Annotated in this window: 27 protein-coding genes; 11 read left to right on the top strand and 16 right to left on the bottom strand. The window is 57.2% G+C overall.

Translation table 11 applies throughout. The annotated features are described in order from the left end of the window. The 5 genes from rpsH to rplN form a co-directional block, all read right to left on the bottom strand. On the bottom strand, positions 1-207 hold a 207-nt coding region (gene rpsH / locus RMR24_RS08195), incomplete at its 3' end, for a 30S ribosomal protein S8 (protein ID WP_310614593.1). A gap of 18 nt (positions 208-225) precedes the next feature. Continuing rightward, complete coding sequence (rpsN, locus tag RMR24_RS08200) at positions 226-531, bottom strand: 30S ribosomal protein S14 (RefSeq protein ID WP_310614594.1); 306 nt, start codon at positions 529-531, stop codon at positions 226-228. Next, positions 524-1,078 (bottom strand): 50S ribosomal protein L5, encoded by a 555-nt coding sequence (rplE, locus tag RMR24_RS08205; RefSeq protein WP_281889720.1) that lies wholly within the window; start codon positions 1,076-1,078, stop codon positions 524-526. The genes rpsN and rplE overlap by 8 nt, the downstream gene beginning before the upstream one ends. 2 nt (positions 1,079-1,080) lie before the next feature. Beyond that, positions 1,081-1,401, bottom strand: coding sequence for a 50S ribosomal protein L24 (rplX, locus tag RMR24_RS08210; RefSeq protein WP_310614595.1), 321 nt, complete (start codon positions 1,399-1,401; stop codon positions 1,081-1,083). A 9-nt stretch (positions 1,402-1,410) separates the two neighbouring features. Then, positions 1,411-1,779: a 50S ribosomal protein L14 gene (rplN, locus tag RMR24_RS08215; RefSeq protein WP_053172537.1), complete on the bottom strand. Its 369-nt coding sequence runs from the start codon at positions 1,777-1,779 to the stop codon at positions 1,411-1,413. Positions 1,780-1,997: 218 nt separating this feature from the next. Here rplN and proC point away from each other — a divergent pair, with 218 nt between their 5' ends. Further along, positions 1,998-2,828, top strand: a complete 831-nt coding sequence (gene proC / locus RMR24_RS08220; RefSeq protein WP_310614596.1) for a pyrroline-5-carboxylate reductase — start codon at positions 1,998-2,000, stop codon at positions 2,826-2,828. Between the two features lie 54 nt (positions 2,829-2,882). Further along, positions 2,883-3,113, top strand: a complete 231-nt coding sequence (locus tag RMR24_RS08225) for a hypothetical protein (protein ID WP_310614597.1) — start codon at positions 2,883-2,885, stop codon at positions 3,111-3,113. Between the two features lie 82 nt (positions 3,114-3,195). Here RMR24_RS08225 and RMR24_RS08230 read toward each other — a convergent pair whose 3' ends face one another. Genes RMR24_RS08230 through recG form a run of 3 tightly spaced genes read right to left on the bottom strand, consistent with a single transcriptional unit; the run spans position 3,196 to position 7,242 of the window. After that, a complete protein-coding gene (locus RMR24_RS08230; RefSeq protein ID WP_310614598.1) occupies positions 3,196-4,098 on the bottom strand; it encodes a 4-hydroxybenzoate octaprenyltransferase in 903 nt (300 codons plus the stop codon). A gap of 10 nt (positions 4,099-4,108) precedes the next feature. Continuing rightward, positions 4,109-5,074 (bottom strand): LysR substrate-binding domain-containing protein, encoded by a 966-nt coding sequence (locus RMR24_RS08235; protein ID WP_310614599.1) that lies wholly within the window; start codon positions 5,072-5,074, stop codon positions 4,109-4,111. Positions 5,075-5,088: 14 nt separating this feature from the next. Then, positions 5,089-7,242, bottom strand: coding sequence for an ATP-dependent DNA helicase RecG (gene recG, locus RMR24_RS08240; protein WP_310614600.1), 2,154 nt, complete (start codon positions 7,240-7,242; stop codon positions 5,089-5,091). 101 nt (positions 7,243-7,343) lie between these two features. Between recG and queA the strand changes: the two genes are divergently transcribed. From queA to RMR24_RS08255, 3 genes are all read left to right on the top strand, one after another. Further along, complete coding sequence (gene queA / locus RMR24_RS08245; RefSeq protein ID WP_310614601.1) at positions 7,344-8,441, top strand: tRNA preQ1(34) S-adenosylmethionine ribosyltransferase-isomerase QueA; 1,098 nt, start codon at positions 7,344-7,346, stop codon at positions 8,439-8,441. Continuing rightward, on the top strand, positions 8,428-9,618 hold the full coding sequence (gene tgt / locus RMR24_RS08250) for a tRNA guanosine(34) transglycosylase Tgt (RefSeq protein WP_310614602.1): 1,191 nt from the start codon (positions 8,428-8,430) through the stop codon (positions 9,616-9,618). Before queA ends, tgt begins: the two co-directional genes overlap by 14 nt. Positions 9,619-9,700: 82 nt before the next feature. After that, entirely contained in the window at positions 9,701-10,972 is a 1,272-nt protein-coding gene (locus RMR24_RS08255) for a dicarboxylate/amino acid:cation symporter (RefSeq protein ID WP_310614603.1), read from the top strand. Between the two features lie 71 nt (positions 10,973-11,043). Here the strand turns inward: RMR24_RS08255 and RMR24_RS08260 are convergent, their stop codons facing one another. The 6 genes from RMR24_RS08260 to RMR24_RS08285 all read right to left on the bottom strand — a co-directional run bounded on the left by RMR24_RS08260 (position 11,044) and on the right by RMR24_RS08285 (position 16,800). Further along, complete coding sequence (locus RMR24_RS08260) at positions 11,044-12,324, bottom strand: FIST N-terminal domain-containing protein (RefSeq protein ID WP_310614604.1); 1,281 nt, start codon at positions 12,322-12,324, stop codon at positions 11,044-11,046. After that, a complete protein-coding gene (locus tag RMR24_RS08265; protein ID WP_310614605.1) occupies positions 12,321-13,046 on the bottom strand; it encodes a PhaM family polyhydroxyalkanoate granule multifunctional regulatory protein in 726 nt (241 codons plus the stop codon). The genes RMR24_RS08260 and RMR24_RS08265 overlap by 4 nt, the downstream gene beginning before the upstream one ends. Positions 13,047-13,119: 73 nt before the next feature. After that, a complete protein-coding gene (locus RMR24_RS08270) occupies positions 13,120-13,614 on the bottom strand; it encodes a copper chaperone PCu(A)C (RefSeq protein WP_310614606.1) in 495 nt (164 codons plus the stop codon). 15 nt (positions 13,615-13,629) lie between these two features. After that, entirely contained in the window at positions 13,630-14,172 is a 543-nt protein-coding gene (locus tag RMR24_RS08275; RefSeq protein ID WP_310614607.1) for a YcnI family protein, read from the bottom strand. A 20-nt stretch (positions 14,173-14,192) separates the two neighbouring features. Beyond that, a complete protein-coding gene (locus tag RMR24_RS08280) occupies positions 14,193-16,343 on the bottom strand; it encodes a TonB-dependent receptor domain-containing protein (protein WP_310614608.1) in 2,151 nt (716 codons plus the stop codon). Between the two features lie 100 nt (positions 16,344-16,443). Beyond that, positions 16,444-16,800, bottom strand: a complete 357-nt coding sequence (locus RMR24_RS08285; protein WP_310614609.1) for a DUF2946 family protein — start codon at positions 16,798-16,800, stop codon at positions 16,444-16,446. Between the two features lie 134 nt (positions 16,801-16,934). On the opposite strand from RMR24_RS08285, the gene RMR24_RS08290 reads away from it, so the two are divergent. Both RMR24_RS08290 and RMR24_RS08295 read left to right on the top strand, forming a co-directional pair. Continuing rightward, positions 16,935-17,300, top strand: coding sequence for a TraR/DksA family transcriptional regulator (locus RMR24_RS08290; protein ID WP_310614610.1), 366 nt, complete (start codon positions 16,935-16,937; stop codon positions 17,298-17,300). 11 nt (positions 17,301-17,311) lie between these two features. Next, positions 17,312-17,683, top strand: coding sequence for a hypothetical protein (locus RMR24_RS08295; protein WP_310614611.1), 372 nt, complete (start codon positions 17,312-17,314; stop codon positions 17,681-17,683). Here RMR24_RS08295 and RMR24_RS08300 read toward each other — a convergent pair. Next, positions 17,676-18,638 (bottom strand): fumarylacetoacetate hydrolase family protein, encoded by a 963-nt coding sequence (locus RMR24_RS08300; protein WP_310614612.1) that lies wholly within the window; start codon positions 18,636-18,638, stop codon positions 17,676-17,678. The genes RMR24_RS08295 and RMR24_RS08300 overlap by 8 nt on opposite strands. A gap of 11 nt (positions 18,639-18,649) precedes the next feature. On the opposite strand from RMR24_RS08300, the gene RMR24_RS08305 reads away from it, so the two are divergent. Together RMR24_RS08305 and RMR24_RS08310 are read left to right on the top strand one after the other, a co-directional pair. After that, positions 18,650-19,753 (top strand): DUF3108 domain-containing protein, encoded by a 1,104-nt coding sequence (locus RMR24_RS08305; protein ID WP_310614613.1) that lies wholly within the window; start codon positions 18,650-18,652, stop codon positions 19,751-19,753. Positions 19,754-19,812: 59 nt separating this feature from the next. Continuing rightward, positions 19,813-20,091: a DUF3567 domain-containing protein gene (locus RMR24_RS08310; RefSeq protein WP_310614622.1), complete on the top strand. Its 279-nt coding sequence runs from the start codon at positions 19,813-19,815 to the stop codon at positions 20,089-20,091. A gap of 27 nt (positions 20,092-20,118) precedes the next feature. Here the strand turns inward: RMR24_RS08310 and RMR24_RS08315 are convergent, their stop codons facing one another. After that, the gene (locus RMR24_RS08315; RefSeq protein WP_310614614.1) at positions 20,119-21,192 is read right to left on the bottom strand and encodes an AbrB family transcriptional regulator; all 1,074 of its coding nucleotides are present in this window, start codon (positions 21,190-21,192) and stop codon (positions 20,119-20,121) included. 65 nt (positions 21,193-21,257) lie between these two features. Here RMR24_RS08315 and purU point away from each other — a divergent pair, with 65 nt between their 5' ends. Together purU and RMR24_RS08325 are read left to right on the top strand one after the other, a co-directional pair. Next, a complete protein-coding gene (purU, locus tag RMR24_RS08320; protein ID WP_310614615.1) occupies positions 21,258-22,103 on the top strand; it encodes a formyltetrahydrofolate deformylase in 846 nt (281 codons plus the stop codon). A gap of 15 nt (positions 22,104-22,118) precedes the next feature. Continuing rightward, a complete protein-coding gene (locus RMR24_RS08325) occupies positions 22,119-22,997 on the top strand; it encodes a LysR substrate-binding domain-containing protein (RefSeq protein ID WP_310614616.1) in 879 nt (292 codons plus the stop codon). The last annotated feature ends 191 nt before the right edge of the window (positions 22,998-23,188 follow it).

The raw sequence follows: 23,188 nt of genomic DNA on the forward strand, positions 1-23,188 counted from the left end.
ACCTGCGTAGTACTTGAGAGTAATCTCAAGCTCAGTCTTGCCAGCGTCTTGTTTAATTTGAAAACCGTCGATGTAGCCTTCGTCTTTCAGCACTTGCGCAATGGCGATCTTCACTTTGGAAGAAGGCACCATCACAGTGGGTTTAGCCACCATTTGCGCGTTGCGGATGCGAGTCAGCAAGTCGGCGATTGGATCACTCATGCTCATATTGAATCTCCCTGCCTATTACCAGCTGGCTTTGGTGATGCCGGGAATGTTGCCTTGGAAGGCTAATTCACGAATCTTGGCGCGGCCAAGGCCGAATTGGCGGAATGTGCCACGTGGACGTCCGGTGATTGCACAACGGTTGCGCTGGCGCGTGGGGTTCGCGTTACGAGGCAACTTTTGCAAACCCAAACGGGCAATTGCGCGCTCTTCATCGCTACGCTTGAAGTCGTTGGCGATAGCCTTCAACTCTGCGTGCTTAGCAGCGTACTTTGCAACCAAACGGTCACGCTTGAGCTCGCGCTCGATCAATGCTTGTTTAGCCACGTGCCACCTCTGTCTTGAATGGGAAACGGAAACCAGCGAGCAATGCTTTGCACTCTTCGTCGGTCTTAGCCGTCGTGGTGATGCTGATGTTGAGGCCGCGCAGCGCGTCGACTTTGTCGTACTCAATCTCAGGGAAAATGATCTGCTCTTTCACGCCGATGTTGTAGTTGCCACGGCCATCAAAGGCACGGACAGAAATACCACGGAAGTCACGAACGCGAGGCAAAGCCACGGTCACGAAACGATCTAGGAATTCATACATCTGAACGCCACGCAAAGTGACCATACAACCGATAGGCTGACCTTCACGGATTTTGAAACCCGCGATAGCTTTCTTAGCCTTGGTTACCACTGGTTTTTGGCCAGCAATTTTGGTCAAGTCACTGACAGCGTTGTCCATGACTTTTTTGTCAGCCACAGCTTCGCTCACGCCCATGTTCAACGTGATTTTGGTCAAACGTGGAACTTGCATGGGTGACTTGTAGCCAAACTTTTCAGTCAGCTCAGCAGCCACTTTTTCACGGTAGTGTTGTTGGAGTCGTGCCATATTTATGCCGCCTTGATTTCTTCGCCGCTGGACTTGAAGACACGCACTTTGCTGCCGTCTGCCAGGACTTTGATGCCAACACGATCAGCCTTGCCGGTAGCAGCATTGAAGATAGCCACGTTGGACTGATGGATGGGCATTGTTTTGTCAACGATGCCGCCTTGCGTGCCAGCCATTGGGTTTGGCTTGGTGTGTTTTTTCACCAAGTTAATGCCATCGACCAGCAAGTGGCTGTCGTCTTTACGCAGCGACACAACGCCACGCTTGCCTTTGTCACGCCCAGTAAGGACGATGACTTGGTCGCCTTTGCGAATCTTGTTCATTGTTAGTCCTTACAGAACTTCAGGAGCCAAAGACACGATCTTCATGAACTTCTCAGTGCGCAACTCGCGCGTCACTGGGCCGAAGATACGGGTGCCGATAGGCTCCAACTTTGCATTGAGCAACACAGCTGCGTTGCCATCGAATTTAACGAGCGAACCGTCGCCGCGGCGGATGCCCTTGGCAGTACGGACCACAACAGCGCTATACACCTCGCCTTTTTTGACGCGGCCACGCGGAGCGGCTTCTTTAATGCTCACCTTGATGATGTCGCCCACGCTTGCATAGCGACGCTTAGAACCGCCGAGCACCTTAATGCACAAAACGGACTTCGCACCGGTGTTGTCAGCGACATCTAACCGTGTTTCAGTTTGGATCATTTCAATATTCCCAACTTGCATCAGTCACCACACAACTTACGTCATGCACTGAACCGATCAGTCTTGGGCCCGTCATCCACATCGCGAACCACTCGCAACGCTTCAACTTGGGGCAGATAAACCCCGCTTTTTTAGCGGAGCCGCAAATTATGCCATAACTTTTTAGGCTGCGTCAAACTTTTTTTCAGATTCTTTTTGGATTCACCGACAATTCCTGCATGTCTACACCCTCCAACACCCACCAAACCCTTGCATTCATTGGCGGGGGCAATATGGCGAGCGCCATCATTGGCGGCCTTATCAGACAAGGCACGCCCACCAACCGCATCTTGGTGGTTGAGCCTTTTGAGGAGGCTCGCCAGCGCCTGCAAAGCCAATTTGGCGTACGCGTCTTGCCATCAGCCGACGCCAGCCTTAAAGAAGCTGGGCTTATTGTCTGGGCTGTCAAACCTCAAACCTTCAAAGAAGCCGCCCAACAAACCCTTGCTTTCTGCGCCAACGCCTTGCACTTGAGCGTGGCGGCTGGCATTCGCAGCGACAGCATTGCCAAGTGGCTGGATACCGAGCGTGTGGTGCGCGCGATGCCCAACACCCCTGCGCTCGTAGGCCTGGGACAAACCGGTTTGTTTGCTCGCACCGCAGTAACGACCAACGACAAAGCTTGGATCGAGCAAGTGGTTGCCACCACGGGTGCTTTGCTGTGGGTGAACGATGAGCCGTTGCTTGATGCGGTCACTGCACTGTCCGGCTCAGGCCCCGCCTATGTTTTCTTCTTTATAGAAGCCATGGTCGAAGCTGGCGTCAGGATGGGCCTCACGGCCGAACAAGCCACACAACTGGCCATTGGCACGTTTGAAGGCGCATCGCAGCTGGCCAAGACAGCCACCGAGCCGCCCTCTGTCTTACGCGAACGCGTCACCTCTAAGGGCGGCACCACGTATGCAGCCCTTACTTCTATGCAAAACGCGCATGTGGGCGAGCTCTTTCAAGCGGCATTGCAAGCGGCGCAACAGCGTGCGCATGAGCTGGGTGATGAGTTTGGGGCGTAATCCCCCACAAGTAATGAGACAATGCGTCTGTTGTTTTTTAATACCTTTGAATCCATGAACAAACTTCTTCTTTCTCTTTTGTCAGCAGCCGCACTGGGTTTGCCATTGACTTCTGTGGCGCAAGCGCCCGCCATGCCAACAGCGCCTGTGGCGCAACCTGAGCAAGCAGCACCCAATGGCTCAAACACAGACAAAGCGGCACCCGCAAAAGCAGACCACAAAGCCAAAAAGGCTAAGAAAAAGAAATTGAAAAAGAAGAAATCCAAAAAGTCCAAAGCCCACTAAGCCAACCACTTAAAGCTTCCAAACAAAACGCGCTTGAGGCCTTCGCCCAAGCGCTTTTTTCATGGGTATTTGGCGAACAACATCAGCGCAAGGCGTATCCCACAACGAGGCCCGAAAACACAGTTGCACCCAGCCAATGGTTCATGCGAAATGCCAAAAAGCAACCGTCCCGCGACCGATCCAGAATGAGCAAAAAGTGCCACACCGCTTGCAGCCCTGCCAAGCACAAAGCGAAGGCCCAGTGCCACCCCAGCTTCTCTTGCTCTAACAAGCCGTACCAGCCGCACAAATACACAGCATAAAACGCCATGATCGCTGACACATCATGGCGGCCCAAGGTGATGGCCGAGGTCTTCATGCCAATTCGAAGGTCGTCATCACGGTCGACCATCGCGTACTCGGTGTCATACGCCAACACCCAAAACAAGTTGAACAGCATCAAGCCCCAAGCTTGCATGGGTACGGCATCGTTCAAGGTTTGCAAGGTGATGTCTTGCCACGCAAGGCTTGCGCTTCCCACGGCCACAAACGCCAAGGGAATGCCAAAGCTAAATGCCACGCCTAACACCGCTTGCGGCATCGACACATGGCGTTTGGCGTAGGGATAGATCAAGGTCATGGCCAAGCCTGCAAACGACCACACGATGGTGGCAGGGTTGGTGGTGAGCACAAAACCAAACGCGGCCAGCGCCAGCACGGCACCCAAGAAAAGCGCTTCGCGCACAGACACAGCGCCGGAAGTGACAGGCCGCTCAGCCGTGCGTTTGACGTGACGGTCAAACTCTCGGTCAGCCACATCGTTGATGCAGCAGCCTGCGCTGCGCATGAGGATGGTGCCCAACACAAATACCGCCAGCAAATGCCAACCCGGCCAACCACCGGCTGCCACCCACAACGCAGACAGAGATGGCCACAACAACAACAGCCAACCCGCAGGACGATTCCAACGGATTAAATCTAGATACAAAGTCAAGCGTTCTCGCATCACACCCCCATCAAGACAAACGGCTCACGCCTGGCAGTTCGCAGCCGTAAATGGCGTTGCGTAAAGCCGCAATTGCCTCGTAGCGCGTGAAGCTGCGACGCCACGCCAGCACCACACGGCGCGTGGGCGGCAAGCCGCCCTTGTCATCGGTGATGGGCAAGTAGCGCACATAGGTTTCTTCGCTCTTCTTACGCTTGGCCTGCGTGCTGAGCGCCTCTTTGGGTACGCTCAAACGCGGCACCAGCGTCACACCCATGCCTGCGGCCACCATGTGTTTGATGGTCTCGAGCGACGAGCCTTCAAAGCTTTTTTGAATGCCCTCTGCGTTGCTAGAGAAACGCGCGAACTCGGGGCACACCTCCAGCACGTGGTCACGAAAACAATGGCCATTACCCAGCAACAACATGGTTTCGTTTTTCAGCTCATCCGCGCTCACTTGCTTCAAGGTGGCCAAACGATGGTTGCTTGGCACAGCGGCCATGAAAGGCTCGTCGTACAGCGGCGCAGTGGCTAATCCTGTGTCTGGGAAAGGTTCGGCCAAGATGGCGCAGTCAATCTCACCCGTACGTAACATTTCCAGCAACTTGACCGTGAAGTTTTCTTGCAGCATCAACGGCATTTGCGGCGTTTTAGAAATGGCTTGGCGCACCAAACTCGGCAATAAATACGGGCCAATCGTGTAGATCACACCCAGCTTCAGCGGACCCGCCAAAGGGTCTTTGCCGCGCTTGGCAATTTCTTTGATATTGGCCGCTTGCTCCAACACGCTTTGCGCTTGACGAATAATTTCTTCACCCAAGGACGTCACCGCCACTTCGTTGGCGCTGCGCTCGAACAGCTTCACATCCAACTCTTCCTCGAGTTTTTTGATGGCCACAGACAGCGTGGGCTGCGACACAAAACAGGCCTCGGCCGCGCGGCCAAAATGTTTTTCACGGGCAACGGCCACGATGTATTTGAGTTCGGTGAGGGTCATGTGCGTTTTTAAAGTTAGGCCTTCAAGAAATCCGATTTTCCACCCAACCAACGGCTCACATGCCGCTCGGCCAATTCGGGGTGCATGTCCAGCATCAGCGGGGCCAATTCACGTGCCCATTGCAGCAGTTCACCATCTTCAGCCAAGTCGGCGAAGCGCAACAGTGCAGCACCCGATTGGCGGGCACCCAGAAATTCACCAGGGCCGCGAATTTCTAAATCTCGGCGTGCGATCTCAAACCCATCCGAGGTTTCCACCATCGCGCGCAATCGCTCACGCGCTGTTTCGCTCACACGCCCACTCTCGCCTGTGGCGTACATCAGCACACACGCAGATGCCGCCGCGCCGCGCCCCACACGACCACGCAGCTGATGCAACTGGCTTAAGCCAAAACGCTCGGCATGCTCAATCACCATCAACGACGCGTTGGGCACATCCACACCCACTTCAATGACGGTGGTGCTGACCAACACGCCCATGATGCCGCTTTCAAACTGGGCCATCACCGCCTTTTTGTCGGCGGGCGGCATGCGCGAATGCAGCAACCCCACCAATACAGGTTTTGTGCCGGGATAGTTGAGCGCATCCATCAACAAGGCGTGCGTTTCAGTGGCGTTGGTCAAATCCAGCGCTTCGCTTTCTTCAATCAGCGGGCACACCCAATACACCTGACGGCCTTCGTCGAGCTGGTGACGAATGCGCTCAACCAACTCATCACGGCGGGATTCAGACACCAGCTTGGTCACCACGGGCGTGCGGCCTGGCGGCAGTTCATCGAGCGTCGACACATCGAGGTCAGCGTAATAACTCATGGCCAAGGTGCGGGGGATGGGCGTGGCGCTCATCATGAGCATGTGTGGCTCTTGTTCGGGCATACCGTCATGCGTGAGCATCTTCTCGCGCAGGGCCAAGCGTTGCGCCACGCCAAAGCGGTGCTGCTCATCGATGATGGCCAAGGCTAAATTTTTAAAGACCACCTGCTCTTGAATCACCGCGTGTGTGCCCACCACCAAGGCAGCTTCACCGCTGGCAATGAGGCCCAACATTTCGGTGCGTTCTTTTTTCTTTTGACTGCCCGTGAGCCAAGCTACCCGTTTGCCCAGCGGCGTGAGCAAGGGTTCTAACCAGCCAATGAGTTTGCGAAAGTGTTGCTCGGCCAAAATTTCAGTGGGCGCCATCAGCGCACATTGCCAACCGCCATCCATCGCCACCGCAGCGGCCAGTGCCGCCACCACGGTTTTACCCGAGCCCACATCACCTTGCAGCAATCGGTGCATGGGCACTTGGCGCATCAGGTCTTGTGCAATTTCTTCGCCCACGCGACGCTGCGCACCGGTCAAACCAAACGGCAGCACGCCCAACAACTGCTCGTGCAAACCACCTTTGGTCAACACCAAGGCCGGCGCGCGCAACTCGTCACGCGCACGTTTGGACTGCAGCTGCGACAGCTGCTGCGCCAGCAGCTCTTCGGCTTTCAACCGTTGCCACGCGGGGTGCGTGCGGTCTTCCAGCTGAGCCAGCGACACATCGGCGGCGGGGTGATGCAAAAAGTGCAGCGACTGCTCAAGGCTCCAAGCCTTTGCGCCAGCGCTCATGGCGGAACGCGGCATGTGTTCAGGTGGAATCGTCTCAACAAAAGCACCATGTCGCGCCGCATGCACCAGCCCGCTGTGCACCGCCTTGCGCAAATACACCTGCGGCAAACCCGCTGACGTGGGGTAGACGGGCGTCAACGCATTGGGCAGCTCGCCACCCGCCATGTGAAAACTGGGATGCATCATGGTGCGGCCCATGAACCCGCCCTTCACCTCGCCGCGCAAACGCAAACGGGCACCCACAGCTAAGGCCTTTTGTTGAGACGGGTAAAAGCTGAAAAAGCGCAGCGTGCATGTGTCAGAGCCATCGTCCACCACCACCAGCAATTGGCGGCGCGGTTTGTAGGCAATCTCGCACGAGACCACCATGGCCTCGATTTGCGCCATATCGCCCTCGCGCGTGTCGCTCAGGCGCACGATGCGCGTTTCGTCTTCGTAACGCAGGGGCAGGTGCAAGGCCAAATCAATGTCACGATCCAGCCCAAGCTTGCGCAACGCTTTCTGCGGTGCGGAGAGGGGTTTGTTGTCCGTTTTGGCTTCAGACTTCACGGGTGGCTTGGGCTTGGCTGGCATTGCGCCTGATTGTGCCCGCGTCTCCAATGCGCACTCAACCAGAGCCGTGCGAAAATCACGGCTGTTTTTTCTTGGAACGGGCCTGTCCAGCCCTCAAGCGCATGTCACACACTTACACGCTCAGCGATTTCGATTTCGAACTGCCTGAGTCCCTGATAGCCCAGCACCCCGCCTCTGAACGCAGCGCCTCGCGCTTGCTGGACGGCCGCCACGCTGAGTTTGCCAATCGCACCTTCAAAGACCTGCCCTCGCTGCTGAAAGCCGGCGACTTGCTGGTGTTCAACGACACCCAAGTGGTGAAAGCCCGTTTGTTTGGCGAGAAGCCTACCGGCGGCAAGCTGGAGCTATTGGTCGAACGCGTGCTGACGAACCACGAAGTCGTGGCCCACATGAAGGTGAGCAAAAAGCCGCCTGTGGGGACTGAGCTGTTGATGAACGGCGGCCAAAATAAAGGCGGGTTCACAGCCACGCTATTGGGCCGCTGGCCTAACGAAGACGGCCAACTGTTTCGCTTCAAGTTCAGCGACGAACCACACACGCTCATGCAGCGGCACGGCCACATGCCGCTGCCGCCCTACATTGAGCGCCACCAAAACACGGCTGATGCGCAACACGAAACAGCTGAAGACAAAGCCGAGGACGAGCGCCGTTACCAGACCGTGTTTGCCAAGCACCCGGGCGCTGCCGCTGCGCCCACTGCCGCGCTGCACTTTGACGAAGGCGTGCTGGAAGGGCTAGAAGCTCAAGGCGTGTCACGCGCCAGCGTCACGCTGCATGTGGGTGCGGGCACGTTTCAGCCGGTGAAGACCGAGAACTTGGCCGAGCACCGCATGCACAGCGAGTGGTACAACATCCCGCCAGAAACCGTGCAAGCCATTGCCGACTGCCGCGCACGCGGGGGCCGCGTGGTGGCGGTGGGCACGACCAGCGTGCGCACGCTGGAGAGCTGGGCGCAAAGTGGGCTGACAAGTGGCGACACGCAAATCTTCATCACGCCAGGCTTTGAGTACCAAGTGGTGGATGTGCTGATCACCAACTTTCATTTGCCCAAGAGCACCTTGCTCATGTTGGTCAGCGCGTTTGCAGGTTTCGACCATATGCACGCGCTGTACCGCCACGCCATTGCCAACCAATACCGATTCTTCAGCTACGGCGACGCCATGCTGCTACAAAGAAAGACCGACCATGTTGAAGTTTGACGTTCTCAAAAAAGACACCCCTGCCGCCGACGGCAGCTACGCAGGCAGCCACGCCCGCCGCGGCACGCTCACGCTCAACCACGGCGTGGTGCAAACCCCCATCTTCATGCCTGTGGGCACCTACGGCACCGTCAAAGGCGTGATGCCGCGCAGCCTTGAAGAAATGGGTGCGCAAATTATTTTGGGCAACACCTTCCACCTGTGGATGCGCCCCGGCCTCGATGTGATGCAAAGCTTTGGCGGCCTGCACGACTTTGAACGTTGGAACAAACCCATCCTCACCGACAGTGGCGGTTTTCAAGTGTGGTCACTCGGCGCCATGCGCAAGATCACCGAAGAAGGTGTGACGTTTGCATCGCCTGTCAACGGCGACAAGCTGTTCATGTCGCCCGAGGTGAGCATGCAAATTCAAACCACGCTCAACAGCGACATCGTCATGCAGCTGGATGAGTGCACGCCATATGAGACAAAAGGCCACCTCACCACCGAGGCAGAAGCCCGCAAGTCGATGGAAATGAGCCGCCGTTGGGCCGTGCGCAGCAAAGACGAATTTGCGCGTTTAGAAAACCCCAACGCTTTGTTTGGCATCGTGCAAGGTGGCATGTTCACGAACTTGCGCCAAGAGTCGCTGGACGCGCTGGTGGAGATGAACTTCCCCGGCTATGCCGTGGGCGGCGTGAGCGTGGGTGAGCCCAAAGACGAAATGCTAGAGATCATGGCGCACACGCCGCACCGCTTGCCCGAACACAAACCACGCTACCTCATGGGCGTAGGCACACCCGAAGACTTGGTGCAAGGCGTGGCCGACGGCGTGGACATGTTTGACTGCGTCATGCCCACACGCAACGCACGCAACGGCACTTTGTTCACTCGCTTTGGCGATTTGAAAATTCGCAACGCCCGCCACAAAGCAGACCACGGCCCGCTCGACAGCACTTGTTCTTGCTACACCTGCGCGGGGCACACGCGCCCCGACGGCACCACCAGCGGCGGCTTTAGCCGTGCGTACTTGCACCACCTCGACCGCTGCGGCGAAATGCTCGGCCCCATGCTGACCACCGTGCACAACCTGCATTACTACCTCAACCTCATGCGCGAAGTGCGCGAGTCTTTAGAAGCAGGTCAGTTCGGTGCGTTCCGCGCCAAGTTCAAAGCAGACCGCGCGCGGGGCGTTTGACGCCCTGCAGCCATGTGGTAACCCACATGGGAAGTGAGGCAATGGACAGTTAAATTCCTATGGTTAAACCTTGAAACGTCACATGTCCATCACTCAAATCAAAAAACCAATTTACAAATCGCTTTACGCCCAGGTGCTGTTCGCCGTGGTCGTAGGCGTTTTACTCGGCCACTTTTACCCACAAGTCGGCACTGACATGAAGCCCTTGGGCGATGGCTTCATCAAGCTCATCAAGATGATCATCGCGCCCATCATCTTCTGTACCGTGGTGATTGGTATCGCCGGCATGGAAGACATGAAGAAGGTTGGCAAGACAGGCGGCTTGGCGCTGCTTTACTTTGAAGTGGTCAGCACACTGGCCCTCATCATTGGCTTGGTGATCGTCAACTTTGTGCAGCCCGGCGTGGGCATGAATGTGGATGCTTCCACCCTGGACACCAAGAGCATCGCCGCCTACACGGCACCCGGCAAGATGCAAAGCACAGTCGACTTCTTGCTGAACGTCATCCCATCGTCGGTGGTGGACGCGTTTGCCAAAGGCGAGATTTTGCAAGTGTTGTTGTTCTCTGTGCTGTTCGGCTTTGCGCTGCACAAGTTTGGCGGCCGCGGCACCATGGTGTTTGACTTCATCGAAAAGATGTCGCACGTGTTGTTTGACATCGTGGGCATCATCATGAAAGTGGCACCCGTCGGCGCGTTCGGTGCGATGGCTTTCACCATTGGCAAATACGGCGTGGCGTCGTTGTTCTCGCTGGGCAAGTTGATGGGCACGTTTTATTTGACGTGTTTGATTTTTGTGTTTGTGGTGCTCGGCATCATCAGCAAATTGCACGGCTTCAGTATTTGGAAGTTTGTGAAGTACATCAAAGAAGAGTTGCTCATCGTGTTGGGCACCTCATCTTCGGAATCTGTTTTGCCGCGCATGATGGAAAAACTAGAAAAAGCCGGTGCACGCAAGTCTGTCGTGGGCTTGGTGATTCCGACTGGCTATTCGTTCAACTTAGACGGTACCTCCATCTACCTCACCATGGCAGCTGTGTTCATTGCGCAAGCCACAGACACTCCAATGACCTTGGTGCAACAGCTCACTTTGTTGGCCGTGTTGTTGCTCACCTCCAAAGGTGCGGCAGGTATCACGGGCAGTGGTTTCATCGTGTTGGCTGCGACCTTGTCGGCGGTGGGCGGCGTGCCCGTGGCGGGCTTGGCGCTCATCTTGGGCATTGACCGCTTCATGTCTGAAGCCCGCGCCTTGACCAACTTGGTGGGCAACGGCGTGGCAACTTTGGTCGTGGCCAAGTGGACGGGCGACTTGGACATGCAGCAACTTGATGTTGCCTTGAACCCCGAGAAGTAAGTCGCACGAGAAAAGCGCTGCAAGGCCTGAGTCACCGCAAGGGGCTCAGGCTTTTTTCATTGTTGAAAGTTTTATGACTCAGTGGTGAACACCGTCAACACGCCGGTGTAGCCATGCAGTTCTTGGTGAGCAATTTCGCCACCCGCAAAAAAGCCCACCAGCGGCACATCGCCCAAAGCGCGACGCACGATTTGCAGCTCCGCGCTCTCGCCACCAAAGTGTGGGCCGCCGCGCCCAGCACAGCTCACATAAATCGCACCCGCCATTCGGCGAGCTGGATGTGGGTTGGTGTGGGTGTCGGCACTCAAAGCGCCAGCCAAATCGGCCGTCATTTCTTCGGGCTCCAAGGCCTCACGAATTTCGGCGCAGATACGTGTCAAGTCGGCACGCGCTGCCGTTGCGTTGCGTTGGCAAAACGTGAGGCGCATGCCCACTTCCACCGGTTGCGCCACGGCCAACGCTTCGCGTGCGGGGTCGATGCCAATGATGTGGCGCACCAACACCGCCTCATCAAATTCACCCGTGCGTTTGACCGAGGGATCGTGCTCGGCCGATAAGCCCACCAAAGTGGCGCGCACTTTGGCGATGGCAGGCTGCTTGTCGGTCAAGTTGATTTTTAAATCGCGCTCCAACACGTGCAGCGCAGGTTCGTGGTCTAAGGTGAGCACCACGTTGTTGTCAGCGCTGGTGATGGTGTGCGTTTGGGCGATGGGCAAACAGCCCTGCGTGACGCGCGACACCATGGCTACATTCGCATCAAACGCCACGCCGCTCAGACCGCCATGAAACACGCCCGTGGCTTTGCCCTGTCCCGCCATGTTGCCGTCGCCACTGAGCGCAAACTGCACCACGTCTGTTCGGCTGGCCGAAAGCCCGCCAAACACATAGCCGCTGGCCGTGCGCTGAGCCAGCTCGGCAATTAGCTCAGGCACATCGGGTGTTTGCGCATCGGCATGCAACAGCGCCGTGTGCGGCACAAAGTTGCTGCCACGCGCAGGGCCAGAGCCTGCTTGCGCCAACGGGGCCACACCGCTGAACACGCGGTAGTGTTCGGGCGCGATGTCGCACAGCATCACACTCAGTGCGGGTTCGTCAAAATACTCCACATTGTTGGCCGCAATGCCCACGCCCACGGTGCCTGCCCAGTCGGTGACCTCAGGCAGCTCGGCACCCAGGTGCGACAAGATGTCTTGCGCATGCGTGGCGTAGTGGTCAGTGATGTAGAGCAGCCCTAGGTGCGGGGCATCGGCGTATTCGGGCAATGCCATGTGGGCGCGGAGTTGCGCCAGCACCAAGCCTGCGGCCATTTCCCATTGCGGATGGGTGGCGTGACCGTAGGGGAAAAGTTTCATCGCTTAGATTTTGCAGCGGTTTTGCGCGTGGCTGTTTTGCGTGCAGGTGATTTACTTGCAACAGGTTTGCGTGCTGCTCCTTGGGGCGCTGCTTTTTTAGCTGCAGGCTTTTGGTTTGGCGGGGTCGCATGGGGTTTTGCATGCGCCTTGACATGCGCTTCTGCACGATGGGCCATGTCATTCATGGCGTGCGTGGCGATGTGTTGGAACTGGTCAGTCAACGCACCCCACCAATGCGATGGGTCTACCCCACCCGCGGGTGCGGCAGCTTTTTTACCGCGCGACTTGTTGGCCTTGGGCGCTTCGGGTTCGGCCTCATGGCCCACTTCGGCTTCCACCTCTGGCTCGGGCTCAACATGCGCTGCTTGCGTGAACGAATATTTGGGCTGCGCCGCTGCAGCAGGTGCTGCCGCTTGCGGTTTGACTTTGAGCGAATCGGCCAAATCGTTGAAGCTCATGTTCATGCCTTTCAAGGTGTTGAGCGTCATGCGCTGCACCTCCAGGGCCTGAATCGTGGCACCCACGGCTTTGGTGTTTTGCTCCAACCAGAACTGAACTGTTTTGAGTTCTTGAATGCGTTTCTCAAGCTCCTCAGGATCCAGCGTAGGCGCCACCCAACCAGGCGCGGCGGATGACGCCGACCCAGCCCCGGGCGTGAGGTTCTTTAAAAAATCAAAGCCCGGAACGAACTTGGTGAAATCAAAGCCGGCTGAGTTGGTCATGTCTGTCTCCTGTAGGTGTAAGTCACATTAAACCAAACCCCCGCTAGCAGCTGGCTGACAAAGCGCAGACAGCTTAATGCTTGTGATCGCCGTGGTTGTGGTCCATTTGTTTTTGGTGCTGCATCATGGGTGCTTGCATGCCCACTTGCACCTTCAGCTCCAAGTTGGACTTGACGCCTTTGGCGTCTTGAAACGTCAGGGTCACCGGCACGGTGGTGTCTTTGGCCAAGGGCGCTTTCAAGTCCATCAACATGACGTGGTAGCTACCGGGCTTGAGCTCGACCGCTTTGCCTGCGGGCAGGTCAAGCCCATTGGGCAAGGCCGCCATTTTCATCACGTCTTTTTCAACCTTCATTTCGTGAATCTCGGCCACGCCCGCCACGGGGCTGCTGACGCCTACCAACTTGGCGTTGTCTTTGGCGGTGATCTTCATGAATGCGCCGGTGGCCTTTTGGCCTTGCACGGTGGCACGCGCCCATGCATCGGTGACGGTCACGTTTTGGGCAAATGCGCTGACAGCGCACACGGTGGTGAGTGCGGCGGTGATGAGGTGTTTAGAAAACGACATGAAAGCTCCTTGAGATTAATGGTGATGGTCGTGCTTAGGTGCGGCTTGCACATCGAGCAAAGCGGCGGGCAACTTCATGCCACGGGTGGATGTGCCGCTGGCAGGCGTTTCTGACCAGTCATTTTGACCGCTCTCGCAGGTCTGCAACACCTTGACCCACAGCGGGCCCGCTTGGTCTGGCAAACGGCCCATGAAAGCGAACTCGTCAAACTGATCGTCTGACAAAGCGGCCTCTTTGCTGGATGCCTTCCAACGCAGCTCAACCACATCGTCGGTCACGGTTTTGCCGTGGCTGTTGTAGGGCATGGCGAGTTGGGCTTTGTGCGTGGTGACAGCCCAGCCAGTTTTGGGCTGAGGCTTGGCACCTTGAAAACCTGCGGGCACTTGCACGGTCAGACCTGTGGTGGACGAACCGCTACAGCCATGGCCCACGCGCAGAGTGGCTTTGTAGTAGCTGCCGGCAATGGCTTGGGGCTCAGTCAAAACGATGTGCGCATTGGCTGTTTGAGCGGCCAACAAAGCAAAACAAGCAGCCAAGATCGGATGAAGATGTTTCATGGGTTTAAATCCTAGTGGGGTTAATCAAGCTTAGCTTCGATGCCAAAGTAGACAGAGCGGCCATCACCGGGGTAATAGCGACGGCCATCGCCAGGCACAGCGGTGTAGTTGGCGCTGATGTTTGTTGTTGCGGCATATTTTTTATCGGTCAAATTGCGGGCATCCAAAAACCACGACCACTTTTTGTCAATCGCTTGTCCGGCCTTGAACCCCAACAACGCGTAGCTGTCGTTGTAAACCGTGTTGGCGTAATCCATGGGTGCTCGGGTCGGGACCCACTCAAACTTAGGACCAACATAGGTGCTGGGCTTACCGCCGACGTGTGCGCCAAAGCGATACAACACCTCTCCGCGCACGATGACGGGAGGCAAGCCTGGCAGTGCGTTGTTGCCAACCGCGGCGTTATCCACAAATTTGAAATCGCTGTACAAAAGTGCAATGCGCGTGTCCCACGTCTTGTCGTACAAATGGCTCAGGCCCCACTCCACCCCTTGGTGCAATGTCTTGGGTACGTTGGTCGTGGTGGATGTTGTGCAGGCAGCGTTAGCGCAAGATGTCAGGAATTCATTTTGCAAATTAGCTCGGTAATAGGTGGCATCCCATCCGTATTGATGCTCCCCGTACCTTTCCTCGCCTCGCGTACCCACCTCAAACGTTGTTCCGTTTTGTGGCTTAAAAGCAGTGGTCGAGTTGCCTGCCGTGCCGAACATAGGCGCTTCAAAGTTTCGGCTCAGACTGGCAAATACTTGATTGGAAGGCGTCAAGTCATGCGTCACACCAACACGCGGGCTCCATTGGCTGAAGGTGTAGTCGTAATTGTTGGCAATGGCAGACGCACTGACGCCCACATCGGTCACCTTGCGATTGGCGCGGTCATATTGCAAGGCCGCCACCCACGTGGTGCGCTCGGAAGACTTGTATTTATCTTCAATGAAGAAGCTGTCGTTCTTCGATTGCTGGTTGTAGTCAGACGTGGGTCCACTTGTTGCGACACCTTGGTTGTTGGTGTTTTTCGCCGTACCTTTGGTTGAGCCAGCGCTTGGCAAATACGCCACGCTGATTTGATGTTGATCTAAAAAGCGTGTTGCTTTGAGATGCCCGCCGATGGACTTTGCATTCTGCTCAACGATGCTGTCGATGGGGTGCCACAGGCTGTAGTTCATCGCATAGGCGGCAAACTCGTAAATGGTGTTGCCATCGCGAACTGTTGTTTTGTTGGCGACGCGCTGGGTGTCCACGTCGCGGCGACGGTTGGCGTCGACGCGATAGGAATAGACGCCAGCAACCGTGCTTGGCGCAGTTGCTGTGCTGACGTTGCTCGCAGCCATCGATGGATTGCTTTCCAACTCAGCCTTGGTCAAGTAGCCTGGCAGCTGCGAACGACTGCGTACAGCCGCCACATAAAAACGTGACTCCATGTCTTTGCTCACCTTGACGCCAAAGTTGCCCAAAATCTTTTGGTTTTCCATTTCGGCATGGTCACGAAAGCCATCTTGTTTGGTTTGTGAACCGGCCACGTAGTAGTCCCACACATTGCCACTCGTCGCGTCTGGTTTACCGATGCCAGCAGTGCTGCCAAATACTTTGTTGTACCCAAAGCTACCCATCTCGGCACGCGCCACGTTGCCGGGGTTGCTGTAGCCCGTGGGCGCGAAAAAGTTGATCGCACCACCCAAGGTGGTTGCACCATAGGTGGTGGCATTGGGGCCGCGCAACACCTCGACATAACGTGACGCATTGGGGTCAACGGTTTGCATATCAAAGAAGCCATCGGCGTAGTTGATCGGCACGCCGTCTTGCATCACCTTGATGCCAAAGCTGTGATACGTGCGGCTGAGCGCCGAGCCGCGAATCGAAATGCGCGCCTCTTCAGAACCGAATCGGTCTTGAATGAACACGCCGGGGGCCAAACCCAAACTGTCGCTCCACGTCGACTGACGACCTTCACGAACGTGGTTCAAGTCCACGATGGACGCACCGCCAGGAATGGTTTTGACGTTTTCTTTGGCGCTATCGATGGAGTTCTGGGTCAAAGAGTTTGGCGGGGCAGTGATCACCACGGTGTCAAAACCTTTGCTGTCTTCCGACTGCGCCAACGCAGCGCCTGTTAGAGCTAGGGCTGAAGAGATGGCCAGCATTTGGCCGCAATACATGTATGAATTTTTTTGCACTTAACTTTTCCTGAAACCTCTTTGGCTTGGGTTGCGCAAACGCGCAACACATAGCCAAACCACTAGGCGGCGGCACTTGGCCACGCACCCGCTTTAAAGATCAGAGGAAAAGTGAAGGCGGCCCACGCGATGGCAGCGGGGGCGCCGTGATGGCCGCAATATGCGCTGCAGCGAGGGGCTGCACGGCATGGGCCAAAGGAGAGGGTTGGGTCAACGAAGTGTTGAACTCGGGCGGCGGTGCGGTGATCGACATGCACAAAGGGCAGTCCATCGATTTGGCAGATGAGGCGCTGTCATCGTCACCCTGCACCACCAGCTTCATCACGCCAGTGCCGGTACACACCATGTCTACGCCCTTGGGGTTGAGCACGGGTGAGGCAATGGCTACGCCCACAGACAACGCAAACCACACCAGCACGAGGCGGGTGATGTTGAGGGCGTTGCGAAACTGTTGCATGGCAAGAATTATGGCGTATATGAAAAGCCAATCGAAGCGTCCGGCTAAGGGGCGTCATACGCGGCTTTATTGACCTCCGTCAAGGTTCTATACGCCAGATAGGCGCAACATGAAACCAACAATAAGGAGTTCAGATGGACGCACAACACACCACCGCCTTCAAGCAAAAGCTTGAGCACCAACGCGCAGACTTACTTGCACAAATTGCACAGCAACGCGGCGGTAAAGCCAGCCGCGCAGCAGTGGCTGCCGAGCACTTCGCGCACAACGAAGACTCAGACGCGCAGGTCAACACGGCACGCGACCTTGAGTTCGCCATCAATGAACACGAAACCGCTGAGCTGGCCGCGATTGACGAAGCTTTGGCGCGTTTGAGTACAGGCACCTACGGCCACTGCGTCAGCTGCGATGCCACGATTCCCGAAGCACGCCTGAACGCTGCGCCCGAAGCCGCCCGCTGTATTGGCTGCCAAGAAATAACCGAACACAACCACCACTAAGAAAGAAACACATGACCACTTTTCACGCCGTTGTTTGGATGGACCACCAAGAAGCCCACGTGCTGATGTTTGACCGTGAGCACGTGGAGAGCCAGCGCGTTAAATCGCGCAGCCACCACAAGCACCAAGGCAAGCCCAACGAAGTCGCGCATCTGTATGCCGACATTGCCAAAGCCCTAGAAGGCACGCACGAAGTGTTGGTGACTGGCCCAGGCTTGGCACGCGACGAGTTTCGTGAGTGGTGCAAACAACACCACGGCCACGTGAACGTGGTGGACAGCGTGTCCAGCGATCACCCCACCGACGCACAGCTGGTGGCCATGGGCCGTCAGTACTTCAAGAAGTTTGACAACATGGGCGCAGACCCAGCACTCGTCAAATAAGGTTCAGCGGCGACAGCTCTTGCTCAATTGCACCAAACACGCTTTGCCCATCTTTGCCTTTGGCTTCGATGCGCACAGTGTCTGAAAACTTCATGTACTCAGTGGTGGCTTTGCCATCCAACGCGGTTTCCATGGCGCGTTTTTCGGCGATGCAGCTGTAGCCTTTGGGCCATTCGCTTGTGCCGTTTTTCTCGAAGCCCGCGTTGCTGACCGTGCCGCTGTTCACCACAGCGCCAGCACGCAGTGCGCGAGTTTTGCTGGCGTGGGCCACGAGTTGGCCGAAGTGATGCGTCATGTCTGTGCCTGCGTCGCACATGCCCACCTTGCGGCCGTTCCATGCCACTTGCACGGTGAGGTGCACGCAGCCGTTGTCCCACGCGTCGCCCAGCTCGTCCAGCGTCACCGCCACAGGACTGAATGACGCAGTGGGGTGGCTTTGCACGCTGTGTGTGACGTGACGCAGCGTGATAGCGTTGGACAGCATGACCAAGCGGATGCTCTCTAGCGCGTCGTCGGCCGATGCACCCATGGGCACGTCGCCCGTGATGACCGCGATTTCGGCCGAGAAGTCTGCGCCCAAGTTTTCGTTGGCACACAACACAGGGTCGTGCGCGCCCAGCAAGGCATCGCTGGCGGCTTGGTGCACCGCCAGTTCACCATCAGCGTCGCCCAACAAGGCGGCGTGGCTGGCGTAGGCGGTGCCTGTCAGGCGCTGGTAGGCACGCGGCAACGGGGCCATGCACAAGGCGGGGTTGAACGGAAAGGCGTGACGCGCTTTGCCGTTGTTGAGGGTCTCATACACGTCTTGCAATTGGGGGGCGATGAAGCCCCAGTCGTCCAGCGCTTGCTGCATGCGGGTGGCGATGCCCGTCGCATAATGCGCGGTGCTCAGGTCACGCGACACAACCACCAGTTGGCCGTCACGTGTTCCGTCTTTGTATGTGGCTAATTTCATGCCACGATTCTATGAAAGAACGCTGCCCCGCCATGCACGCCCGCGCCCTGCCCTCTGGCCCAGTGAGCCCGCCACATTTGAAGCGCAAGCATGCGGTGCTGTTGGTGGCTGGCGTGCTGGTGCTGCACCTGTGGCTGCTGGCAGGTGGCCCCATGTGGCTCACGCCTGAGCCCGGCGAACCGCTGCACCCACGTGCCATGGTGACCCGTCAAATCGAGGTCGCCGCACCACGAGCCCCACAAGTGCCAAAGCCTGCTCAGACCGCGATCACCAAGACAGCGCCAGCAGACAGCGCTGAGGCAAGCACCGATACCAGCGCTCGCACCAAGACCCAGACCAAGCCCTTGAACTTCGACGACTTTGGCAGCGACCTCGCAGCCCCCGTCAGCCTGCCACAGCACAGCGCATCTGGTTTGGATTTACCCCCACACAATCGCACAGGCAGCGATGGTCTCACCCAAGCCACCGCCTTCAAAGCGCCCGAATCGGCGCTGCTGAAATACCAAGTGCTAGGCCAAGCCAAAGGCCTGAACTATTGGGCCAGTGCCGAATTGGCGTGGCAACAAGACGGCCAAACTTACGAGTCACGATTAACCGTGAGTGCGTTTCTCTTGGGCTCACGCACGCAAACGAGCAAAGGCACGCTAGGCCCCGATGGCCTGATGCCCACCCGCTTTGGCGACAAAAGCCGGAGTGAGCTGGCAGCGCACTTTCAACGCGACAAAGGCATCATCAGTTTCAGCGCCAACTCGCCCGATGCACCCCTGCTCAAAGGTGCGCAAGATCGCTTGAGCGTGGTGATTCAAATTGGCAGCTTATTGGCAGGTGACCCTGCGCGGTTTCCGCTGGGCACGATGCTGTCTTTCCAAACGGTGTCGCAGCGCGAGGCCGAGGTGTGGCATTTTTTGGTAGAAAAAGAAGAATTGCTGCAACTGCCTTTTGGTGAGATCAACGCCATCAAGCTCAACCGCAAGCCACGCCGCGAGTTTGACCAGCACATTGAACTTTGGTTTGCCCCCACATTGGGCTACTTGCCTGTGCGTTTGCGCATCACCAACGCAAACGGCGACTTTGTGGACCAACTTTTAAACAAGGCTGAAAAGCCCAGCCCTTGAATTTGGGCTTTTGAATCCGATATGCTTAGATGCAATTCGTTTTTCGCCGAAAGATCCCCATGGACATGCTCTACAACTCCGACACGTATTCGGTCATGCACTTGCAGGTGGATGACGCGTCGGTGCCTGTCCGCCCTGACGTGCCCGCCTTGGCACGCCACGGCTTTGAGATCGTAGACAAGCGCTCGGGCAAAGAAATTTACCTCGAAGGCTCATGGGCCGAGCAGTTCCAAGCCCATTTGCGCGCGTGGCAAGAAAACGCTCCCAGCCAAGAAGAGGTGGAAGACACCTTGGCCGGCTACGCCGAGTTGGCCCAAAACCCGGTCGTGGTGCACTGAGCCCAATCACCGCTTGTCAGGCCAGACTTAGCGCTGCACGTCACGCAGGTAAAGCCACTTGTACAGTGGCTCGACCAAGACCAACACGGTCACCAAGCGACACACCTGAAACGCCGTGACCACGGCAACGCCCAGTTGCAGCACCTTGGCCGTGATGGCCATTTCGGCAATCCCCCCAGGTGCGACGCCCAAAATCATCGTGGCCAACGGCGTGTTGGTGGCCCAACCGAGCAGGCCACCGAAACAGGCACATAACCCAATCATGGCCAGCGTGCCGATGGCCACACTGGCCAGCCAGCGGGGTGCGGTCTGCACAAAAGCCGCTGTGAAGCGCACGCCTAAGCTCACCCCAATGAACAGCTGTGCAGTATTCGACAGCCAAGGCGGAATGCCCGAAAGCGACACCTCGTTCATGGTCAGCCCCATCGACACCAACAATGCCCCCATGAACCAAGGGTTGGCACGTTTGAGCATTTGCATGGCCAGTGCACCCAGCCCCGTGAACAAGGCCAACACAAGCAATCCAAAAAAGCTGACATCACGCACCAAGGGTGGCACGGTGTCTAAGCCATGCCAGCCACTGAACTGCATGGCAAAAGGCACCGTGACCGTCACAACCAACACGCGCAAACTGTGAGCCGATGCCACCAAATCGGTACGTGCCATTTCACGCTCGGCTAGCAGCGTCATCTCAGGCGCCCCCCCAATCGCGCCCGAAAAAAAGGTGGTCGCTCGGTCTAAGCCTGGCATGCGTTGCGCGTGCACATGGTGCAACCAACGTCCAAAGCCATAGCCTAGCGCCAGTGCCCAAAGCACCGCCAACACAATGGCCCACCACAACCCACTGATGATGCCGACCACTTGAGGCGTGAAGTAAAGGCCAAGCGCAGCGCCAATCACCCATTGACCGGCATCTCTCAAGGGGTTCCAGCTCAGCGTAGAGACCCCCAGCATCGAGGCAAAGGCCGTGGCCAACAAAGGGCCAATCATCCATGGCAGCGGGGTTTGCCACCTCAAGCACAACAACGCCGCCATCAAGGCAAGCGCCAAGGTCAAGGCAACACGAAGTGAAAAACGAAACGCAGGACGCAAAGCAAACATGCATGAATTTTGCCTGCAGCCCTATGTCGCAGCGGCGACGCTTGGGCAAACCTACAATTGCGCTTATGACTGCATACATCCTGAATTTGTCTTGCCCCGACCGCCAGGGCATCGTGCACGCCGTGTCTGGCTTTTTGCTAGAGCGCCAAGGCAACATCGAAGAAGCCGCCCAATACAACGACCCCGACACGGGGCTGTTCTTCATGCGCGTGCAATTTGCGTGCAATGCCGTCCAGCAAGATGCTTTACGCGAACAGCTCGCCACCTTAGCCACGAGCTTTGACATGAAGTGGTCGCTCCACGACACCACGCAGCCTATGCGCACGGTGTTGATGGTCAGCAAAGAAGGCCACTGCTTGAACGACTTGTTGTTCCGCGTCAAAAGCGGCCTGCTGCCTTTGGACATTCGCGCCATCGTCAGCAACCACCGCGAGTTTTATCAACTGGCCGCCAGCTACAACGTACCGTTCCACCACATTCCCGTGACTGCCGCTACGAAGGCGCAAGCCGAAGCCAAAGCGTATGAAGTGATTCAGACGGAAGGCGCCGAGCTGGTGGTGTTGGCCCGTTACATGCAAATCTTGAGCGACGATTTGTGCAAAAAGTTGTCTGGCCGCGCCATCAACATTCACCACAGCTTCTTACCCAGCTTCAAGGGCGCCAAGCCTTACTACCAAGCGCATGACCGTGGCGTGAAGCTGATTGGCGCAACCGCCCACTACGTGACAGCAGACTTGGACGAAGGCCCCATCATTGAACAAGACGTGGCCCGCGTGGACCACAGCAAAACCGTGGAAGACTTCACCGCCCAAGGCCGCGACACCGAAAGCCAAGTGCTGGCCCGCGCCGTCAAGTGGCACAGCGAACACCGCGTGCTGCTGAACGGTCACAAGACCGTCATCTTCAAATAAAACGCCTACGGCCTCATGAGCGCCAGCCGCATCCCGCCCATCCAATGCTTGCTCACGTTTGAGGCTTTGGCGCGGTTGCGCTCGGTCACGCAAGCCGCTGAAGAACAATGCGTCACACCCAGCGCCGTGAGCCACCGTGTGAAGCAGCTCGAGCAGTTGCTAGGCGTCAAGCTCTTTGGGCGCGCCGATTTTTCGCTCACCACCGAAGGCAGCGAATACTTGGCGCATGTGCGGGAAGGCTTGTCCATCCTCGAGCGCTTCCCCGGCAAGGATGGCGGTGCCACACCTGGCAAACGCAAACTGCGCTTGGCCGTCACGCCAACCTTTGCGCGCTCCATCCTGATGCCGCGCTTGCGCCAGTTTGCAGACGCGTACCCCGAGATCGACATCACTCTGCAAGTGAGCATTCCGTTGCTTGATGTGGTGGCCGAAGATGCTGACCTGACCATCCGTTTTGGCACAGGCCGCTATGCCGATGTGGAGCACATCTGCCTCATGAAAGACGACGTGACGCCCATGGCCTCACCCGCCTACATCCGCGAACATGGCCCATTTGACACGGCAGAAGACTTGGCAGATGCCACACTCTTGCGCAGCCCCTTAGAGCCTTGGCGCACTTGGTTTGCCGCACATGACCAAGACTGGCCCGAGCCGATAGACGGCAGCAGCTTCAACGACATTGGCTTGATGTGCGATGCTGCTGCGCAAGGTCTAGGTGTTGGCTTGGTGCGTTTGAAACTGGGCGCACCGTGGCTAGAAAACGGCACGCTGGTGCGAATCTTTCCGCGCCAAGTGCCTAGCCCGCATGGGCATTACCTCTGTTGGCGTACGGGGGCGATGGACCGGTGGGAGTGTGCGGCGTTTGCGGATTGGCTGAAGAAGGCTGTGCCTTAATCTTTTTTCGTTTCAGTTTCGTTCGCTGTGAATGTGAGGGGCCGGTACCGCCACACGGCTTACATCGCTACGCGACGAATGGCGCCGTATGACGGTACCGGCCCCTCCCATTCACGACATTTGGGTTAGCGTACAAATCCATTTCAACCCTTGCTGTAACTTTCTTCACACGCCCAACGCCAGTTTTGCCG

Origin of the sequence: Limnohabitans sp. (assembly GCF_031539105.1) — a bacterium.
In the GTDB taxonomy this organism is placed as follows: domain Bacteria; phylum Pseudomonadota; class Gammaproteobacteria; order Burkholderiales; family Burkholderiaceae_C; genus Limnohabitans.